This window comes from Parasphingorhabdus sp. (assembly GCF_036964675.1).
Lineage (GTDB): Bacteria > Pseudomonadota > Alphaproteobacteria > Sphingomonadales > Sphingomonadaceae > Parasphingorhabdus.
This window is the reverse complement of record NZ_JBALTF010000093.1, coordinates 1-7,283: the sequence shown is the minus strand read 5'-3', so window position 1 is coordinate 7,283 and position 7,283 is coordinate 1. Positions and strand designations below refer to the sequence as shown.

At 58.4% G+C, this 7,283-nt stretch carries 8 protein-coding genes; 6 read left to right on the top strand and 2 right to left on the bottom strand.

The annotated features are described in order from the left end of the window. The 5 genes from V7665_RS12580 to V7665_RS12560 all read left to right on the top strand — a co-directional run. Positions 1-651 (top strand): alpha/beta hydrolase (locus V7665_RS12580; RefSeq protein WP_335664879.1); only part of this gene is annotated, 651 nt, incomplete at its 5' end. Positions 652-755: 104 nt separating this feature from the next. Beyond that, positions 756-1,538, top strand: coding sequence for a succinate dehydrogenase iron-sulfur subunit (locus V7665_RS12575; protein ID WP_335664878.1), 783 nt, complete (start codon positions 756-758; stop codon positions 1,536-1,538). Positions 1,539-1,554: 16 nt separating this feature from the next. Further along, positions 1,555-2,049, top strand: coding sequence for a PaaI family thioesterase (locus V7665_RS12570; protein WP_335664877.1), 495 nt, complete (start codon positions 1,555-1,557; stop codon positions 2,047-2,049). Next, positions 2,046-3,167 carry a cell division protein ZapE gene (gene zapE / locus V7665_RS12565; protein WP_335664876.1) on the top strand — a complete coding sequence of 374 codons (1,122 nt, stop codon included), beginning with the start codon at positions 2,046-2,048 and terminating at the stop codon, positions 3,165-3,167. The genes V7665_RS12570 and zapE overlap by 4 nt, the downstream gene beginning before the upstream one ends. Before the next feature lie 10 nt (positions 3,168-3,177). Further along, positions 3,178-4,566 (top strand): M20/M25/M40 family metallo-hydrolase, encoded by a 1,389-nt coding sequence (locus V7665_RS12560; RefSeq protein WP_335664875.1) that lies wholly within the window; start codon positions 3,178-3,180, stop codon positions 4,564-4,566. Here the strand turns inward: V7665_RS12560 and V7665_RS12555 are convergent. Both V7665_RS12555 and V7665_RS12550 read right to left on the bottom strand, forming a co-directional pair. Beyond that, entirely contained in the window at positions 4,563-5,603 is a 1,041-nt protein-coding gene (locus V7665_RS12555; RefSeq protein ID WP_335664874.1) for a phosphotransferase, read from the bottom strand. The genes V7665_RS12560 and V7665_RS12555 overlap by 4 nt on opposite strands. Further along, the gene (locus V7665_RS12550) at positions 5,600-6,694 is read right to left on the bottom strand and encodes a hypothetical protein (protein WP_335664873.1); all 1,095 of its coding nucleotides are present in this window, start codon (positions 6,692-6,694) and stop codon (positions 5,600-5,602) included. The genes V7665_RS12555 and V7665_RS12550 overlap by 4 nt, the downstream gene beginning before the upstream one ends. Before the next feature lie 388 nt (positions 6,695-7,082). On the opposite strand from V7665_RS12550, the gene V7665_RS12545 reads away from it, so the two are divergent. Further along, the coding region (locus tag V7665_RS12545) for a lactate/malate family dehydrogenase (RefSeq protein ID WP_442955229.1) at positions 7,083-7,283 on the top strand (201 nt) is incomplete at its 3' end.

Here is a 7,283-nt window from a genome sequence, read left to right as displayed (position 1 = left end):
ATCTATGGCGGCGGCTGGCGCGACGGGGCCAAGGACCAATATGCCTTCACTGGCCGGGCGCTGGCCAATCGCGGCTATATCGTCGTGTTGCCCGACTATCGCCTCTTCCCGAAAACGCGTTTTCCCGGCTTCCTTGAAGACAGCGCGAAGGCGCTGGCCTGGGTGGACGATAATATTGGTCGATATGGCGGCGACGCGAGCCGTATATTTCTGTCTGGCCAATCTGCTGGCGCCTATAATGTGATGATGCTGGCACTCGACCCGCAGTGGCTGGGTCGGGAAGGCAAGTCACCAGACCTGATCCGCGGCGTGGCAGCGCTGGCCGGACCCTATGATTTTTACCCGTTTGACTCCGAATCGACCAAGCAGAGCTTTGGTGATTATCCTGCGCCGGAAATGACCCAGCCAGTCAATTTTGTCCGTGCTGATGCACCGCCGCTGTGGCTTTCGAGCGGTGCCGATGACACCCAGGTCAAGCCCCGCAACAGCAAGATATTGCGCGACAAGATCCTCGCAGCGGGCGGTGATGCGGAATATGTCGAATATCCCGATGTCGACCATCTGGAGATCATGATGGCGCTGGCCAAGCCGTTTCGGTACAAGGCCCCGGTGCTGGATGACATGGTCGCCTTTTTCGAGCGCCACAAGTGATTGCATGATTTGAAAGCGCTACTGTCGTTTTTGCAGTGCAAAACGGTTGAGATAGCAGCATTTCTTGGTTATGCCGATCCGCAGAAAAAGGGAATCCGATAGACATGGCTACTTTCACGCTCCCCAAGAATAGCAAGATCCGCAAAACCGGCGAGTTGCATCAAGCACTGACCGGTGGGAAAAAGCGGCCGTTTAAAGTCTACCGCTATGATCCCGACAAGGGCGAGAATCCTCGCTACGATACATTCGAAATTGATACGGATGAATGCGGGCCAATGGTGCTCGACGCATTGATCAAGATGAAGTCGGAGCAGGATGCGACGCTGACCTTCCGCCGGTCCTGCCGCGAAGGCATTTGCGGGTCCTGCGCGATGAATATCAACGGCAAAAATGGTCTGGCCTGTACCACTGCGATTGAAGATTGCGGGAACAAGGTCACGATTACCCCGCTGCCGCACATGGAAGTCATCAAGGATCTGGTCCCGGACTTCACTCATTTTTACGCTCAATATGCCTCGATTCAGCCCTGGCTGAAAACGGTCACGCCGGCGCCATCGGGCAAGGAGCGGCTGCAGTCGCCGGAAGATCGCGGTAAACTGGATGGTCTGTATGAATGCATCCTGTGCGCCTGCTGCCAGACCAGCTGCCCGAGCTATTGGTGGAACAGCGACAAGTTCCTCGGCCCCGCGATCCTGTTGCAGGCCTATCGCTGGCTTGCTGACAGCCGCGATGAAATGACCGGGGAACGGCTTGATGAGCTGGAGGATCCGTTCCGGCTCTATCGCTGCCACACGATCATGAACTGTGCCAACGCCTGTCCCAAGGGTCTGTCCCCGGCCAAGGCGATCGCCGAGATCAAGAAGATGACCGCATCCCGCGAAATCTGACGGCCGGCAAATACTGATGGCCGAGACCGAGCCCAATTTTGTCATAAGCGATCCCGACCCGGACCATCCGGGCTGGAATAGCTGGGTGTTGACCGATCCCGATTGTTACAACAGCTTTCTCGGCCGGATGATTGTCCGGCGCGGCGGCGACGGGCTGGGTGACAATATCGCCCGGGTCCGCATGTTCCCCGAACGCAAGCACCGCAATCTCGGCGACGTCGTCCATGGCGGCACGATGATGGGATTCATCGACTGTTCGCTGTTCGCCGCAATGCGGGTGCTGAACATCGGTCCGTCCGGATTTGCGGTGACGCTGGAGCTGCAGACTCATTTTATCGGCGGCGCCCGGCTGGACGAACCGCTCGAGGCACAGGTCGAGATCGCCCGCGAAACCGGCCGCTTCCTGTTCATGCGGGGACTGGTGGTGCAGGGCGATGCCGGACAGGATAATATGGCCTCGTTTACCGCGATCGTGAAAAAGGCACCCAATCAGAAAACCGATTTGCAATGAGTTCATTCTATCAGCGCTATCAGGCGCTGATGGCGCAGGGGGAACTGAAGCCCGATGCCGATCAGGAGGCCTGCGCGCAACGCCTCGCCTCTCTGCAGGAAGAGCTGGAAGCGGTGCCACCGCGCGGCAGCCTGTTGTGGCGGACATTCGGCAAAAAACCGGCGGCCCCGAAGGGCGTCTACATGTGGGGCGGAGTCGGGCGTGGCAAGTCGATGCTGATGGACCTGTTCTACGACAATCTCGCGATCAAGCGGAAGAAACGCGCCCATTTCCATGAGTTCATGCTGGATGTACACGCCAGAATCCGGGATGAGCGCAAGAAGGAACTCGGCGATCCGATACCGCCGGTTGCCGCTGCCTTGGCCAGCGAGGCCCGTTTTCTGGCCTTTGACGAAATGGTGGTGAACAACAGCGCCGATGCGATGATCATGTCGCGACTTTTCACCGGCCTGGTCGAGGCGGGAGTGACGATCATCACGACATCCAACCGGCCGCCCGATGATCTGTACAAGGACGGTCTCAACCGCGAGCATTTTCTGCCGTTCATTGAACTGCTCAAAACGCGGCTGGATGTAATTTCCCTCAATGGTCCGACCGATTACCGGCGCGAACGGCTGGGCGGCGTTGGTCTCTGGCATGCGCCCAATGGGGAGGTTGCGACACAGGCTTTGAGCGACGCCTTCTTCCGCCTGACCGACTATCCCCCCGAGGATCGCGAACACGTGCCATCGGCAGAAATAGGGGTGCAGGGTGGTCGGATGCTGACCGTTCCAAAATCGCTGAAAGGCGTCGGGGTGTTCTCGTTCAAGCGGCTATGCGCGGAGGCCCGTGGCGCTCAGGATTATCTGGCGATTGCACGGCATTATCATAGCGTCATCATTGTCGGTATACCGGTGCTTTCCAAAGAGAATCGCAACGAGGCCGCGCGGTTTGTCACTTTGATTGACGCACTCTACGAATATAAGGTGAAGCTGTTGGCGGCGGCTGACGCGGACCCGGATGCGCTTTACCCAGAAGGTGACGGCAGCTTTGAATTTGCGCGGACCGCATCACGGCTGATCGAGATGCAATCCGATGAATATCTGGCGTTGGGCCATGGATCTGAAAGTAAAATATAGGAGAGGTATTATGCGGACGAGGATTTTTTCGGGATTGGCTGCAGCGGCGATATTGGCTTCAAGTGCACAAGCAACCGAGGTTGACGTGCCGGAGGTCGAAGCCCGCGAGCTGTTCAAACAGGTCGTCGAAATTCCCACCGTTGAAGGTCGCGGCGAAGTGCCGCGTCTGGTCAAACTGCTGTCTGCCAAATTCAGCGCCGAGGGGCTGACCGACATCAGTGTCAAACCGCATGGCGAGACGGAAAGCATGATCTTGCGCTGGGCAGCAGATGGCACAGCCACCGCTCAACCGATCCTGCTGATGGCGCATATGGATGTTGTGGAAGCCAAGCGTGCCGACTGGGCCGATGATCCGTTTATTTTCCGCGAGAAAGACGGCTATTATTGGGGCCGTGGTTCGGTTGACAATAAGGCTGGCATGACTGCGATCGTGATGAGTCTGATCCGGCTGAAGCGTTCCGGGTTCCAACCGAAGCGTGATATCATTGTGCTGTTCACCGGTGATGAGGAAACGGCGGGCGATGGCTCGCGCCTGGCATCGACAGAATGGATCGATCTGGTGCGCGCCGAATATGCGCTCAACAGCGATGCCGGCGGTGGCGGCTTTACTGCTGACGGCAAGCCGCTGGGCTATGGTTTGCAGACCGCCGAGAAGACCTATCGGACCTATAGTTTTATCGTGACCAACAAAGGCGGCCACAGTTCCAAACCGCGCCCCGACAATGCGATCTACGAATTGGCAAGCGCGCTGACGCGACTCGAGCAGCACCGGTTCACGCCGATGCTGAATGAGACGACGCGCGGGTATTTTTCCGCGCGGGCAGAACAGGAAAAAGGTCCGGTTGCGGATGCCATACGGCGCTGGCTGGCAGATGAAAATGACGGCGAGGCTGCTGATATTATCGAGGCGGATCCCAAAGAGGTGGGCCTGACCCGTACCCGGTGTGTCGCGACCAAATTAAACGGCGGTCATGCCGATAACGCGCTGCCGCAACTGGCGCAGGCGACGGTCAATTGCCGGATATTCCCGGGCGTTGAACCAGCTGATGTGATGGCAGAGTTGCAGGAACTTGCGGGTGCCGGAGTAAAGGTAGAACAGTCGGACAGTTTTGGCGCATCGACCCCGGCTAGTCCGCTGCGCGCAGATGTTGTGGGCGCTTATACCAAGGCGATCCACAAGCGCTTTCCCGGCATGCCGGTTGTGCCATCCATGTCGACCGGAGCGACCGACGGCGTGTTTTTCCGCGGCATCGGCATTCCGGTCTATGGGGTCAGCGGCGTCTGGCTGAAGATTCCGGAAGATGCCAGAGCGCATGGACTAGACGAGCGTATTCCCGTGGAGAGCTTCCATATGAATATCGGTGTCTGGGAAGACATGATCCGCGAACTCGCGGGTTAGAGCAGGCTCAAACTATCGAGGTCCAGCGCCATTTGTGCTGGGCGCTCGGCCATGGCAGCGAACATCCGGTCGCCGCGTTCGGTCTGCTCGACATGCAGCGAGGCGTTGATCGCCATGATGAAGCCGGAAAAGGCGTGGCGGCGATATTCCTGCCAGAAAGTCTCGAAGTCCGGCGCCCCTGACCGGGCAGCAAGATAGTCTTTGACCAGTCGTTGCTCGTGTTGGCGCCGGTCGGCGGGGTCGGCGAAACTGGTGCCGATCATATAGGCAATATCATTGGCCGGATTGCCGAGCGAACAGGTCTGCCAGTCGACCAGCGCCGCGACCCGCCCGTCGACGTGGAAAAGAATATTGTCGAGCCGCATGTCGCCATGGGTGATCGTCAGTTCGGGTGGTTCGTGGGCGACATAGCGGGAGATCCGGTCGATCAATTGCTGCCCGAGATCCAATATATCCGATGACAGTAGTTGACTGAATCTTTCCCGGAAAAGCGGATAGCCCTTGGGCAGGTTATTTTCCATAAAGGCGCTGTTGCCTGCGCCATGATGGAGCCATTCATGGGAATCGAAACCTTTGTCCGGTTGGACATTGTGCAGCGCGGCGGCTGCAGCCAGCGTGGTTTCGACCTGCACCAGCGATGCTCCGGCCAGTTGATCGCCCTGGGTGGCGGGGGCCATGTCTTGCAGCAGGAGCACGAATTGCTGCTCGTCGTCGGTGATATTGGCATGATAGGATCGGGGGCAGCATACGCCGGACCCGGCCGCCACATCCCGGTACCAGCCCACTTCCATATCATAGAGATGGAAGATGGCGGCAGCGCCACGGCTGACCGGATCGGCGCTCGGGCATTTGGCGATGAAAGTCTCCGGATGGTCGCCTTCGGCCCAGTCGCAGGTGAAGCGATAGCTGTCGCAGACCTGTCCGGTGCCAACCGGCTCATGGGTCAGCGATTGCAGCGACCCCGGTGCCGCGTCAAAAACCTGCTCGATGAACGCGGTCTCGAATTCTTCCGGGCGCACAGGAAAGTGGCCGCTCATGCAGCGGGATCCATGATTCCGGTCAGGCCGCTGGTGGCGTGCGGGCCGATGAACAATTGTTCGACAGTACCGATGCCATAATGCTCTGTGCCGTCCACGGTGAGTACGGCATCGCTGAGTGCCTGGATATGGATGGTGGTCATTTCAATCGCGGGTGCGGGGTCGAGCGTCATGACATCATAGCCGATCTCCAGATCGCCATGATCCATGCCATGGCCCCAGACCGGATGGAGATAGCCGAGGCCGGACATATAGAAAGTCCGCGCCGCATTCCCCGTGCGCGGCGTGATCGAGAGGGTTCCATTGCCGGTTTCGAGTTGCACCTGCTTGATGCGGCGGGAGCCGCTGTGATAGCTGAGATCAATGGCTTTGGGTTCGAATTCCAGAGCTTTGCCGGTGATCGCGTCGACCACCCCGCGCCGGTTCCACGGCTCTCCTTCGCCATCATCATTGCTGTGGAAGAAACAGGCGTGATCGTCAAAATTCAGCGGTGTCCAGAGCCACCAGAATTGCGGGAATTCGCCAGCCGGCGGCGGTTGCGATTCTGCTGCGCCGACTTGCCTGATGCCCCAGCTGCGATCGCGGGTGCCGCGGCAATTGGCGATATCGATAGCCTGACCATCGACGGTGATGGTGCCCGACCAGTCGCCATTCTGGGTCATTCTTGTATAGTCCATCAGCAGGCGTGGGCCGTCGCGGCGGATGAAGCGGGGCTCCTCGATCGGCTGATGGCGGGCGGTGAAGCTGATGTCGGCGGTGACCGGGCTGTCATTTCCGGCGACCGTCAGGCGGAGCTGCTGCAGGGGTTCGACGATAGTGACGGTGATCGGGCCGACGGTCAGGTCGAGACGTTCGCTGGACATTCTTTTCGAGGCGCGCAGATTATGCTGCTTGCCGTCAATCGTCACGCAAAAGGCGGCGTCCATGATGTCGAGCTGGGGATAGATTCCGAGCGCGGCGGCGAAGAAGATGCTGCCGTCGGCGCTATAGCCGTTGAAGAAATAGCGGTCGTAGAAATTGCGATTGCCGCCGGATAGCGCCATTGGCTCCGGGGTCTGGTGCAGCGGATAATCGTCGCCTTTTGTCAGCATATTTGTCTCTCCCAAGACTCGTATCATGACATTTCAATTTCACTTTGCAACGCAAAAGATCGGAAACATTGGAAGCATGTTTGGTGGGAGCGGAATGTCGATTTCCTGAACCCCTCCCTTTCAAGGGAGGGGCAAGGGGTGTGATAGCCGCGAACCGGCTCGATGCCGGTGAGTGGCTTTGTTGCACAAGCTCGGCTAAAGCCTCGCCACCACCCCAACCCCTCCTCTGAAGAGGAGGGGTTCAATATACCTTCCCATTATTGCTATTGCGAACTAATTGCAAAGATAGCTGGCGAAATGGTGCGATCTGCGGTTGAAATTGTCCTATTAGGGGCCTAATCCTTCCTATAATATCCTTTTTCGACTCTATTTCAGGAGAATTTTCCACATGGCCCGTAACAAGATTGCGCTGATCGGCGCAGGCATGATCGGCGGCACGCTCGCCCACCTCGCAGCTTCCAAGGAAATGGGCGATGTCGTCCTGTTTGATATTGCCGAGGGCATGCCAGCGGGCAAGGCGCTCGACCTGAGCCAGGCCGCTCCGGTTGACGGCTTTGACAGCAATCTCAAGGGCACCAATGATTATGCC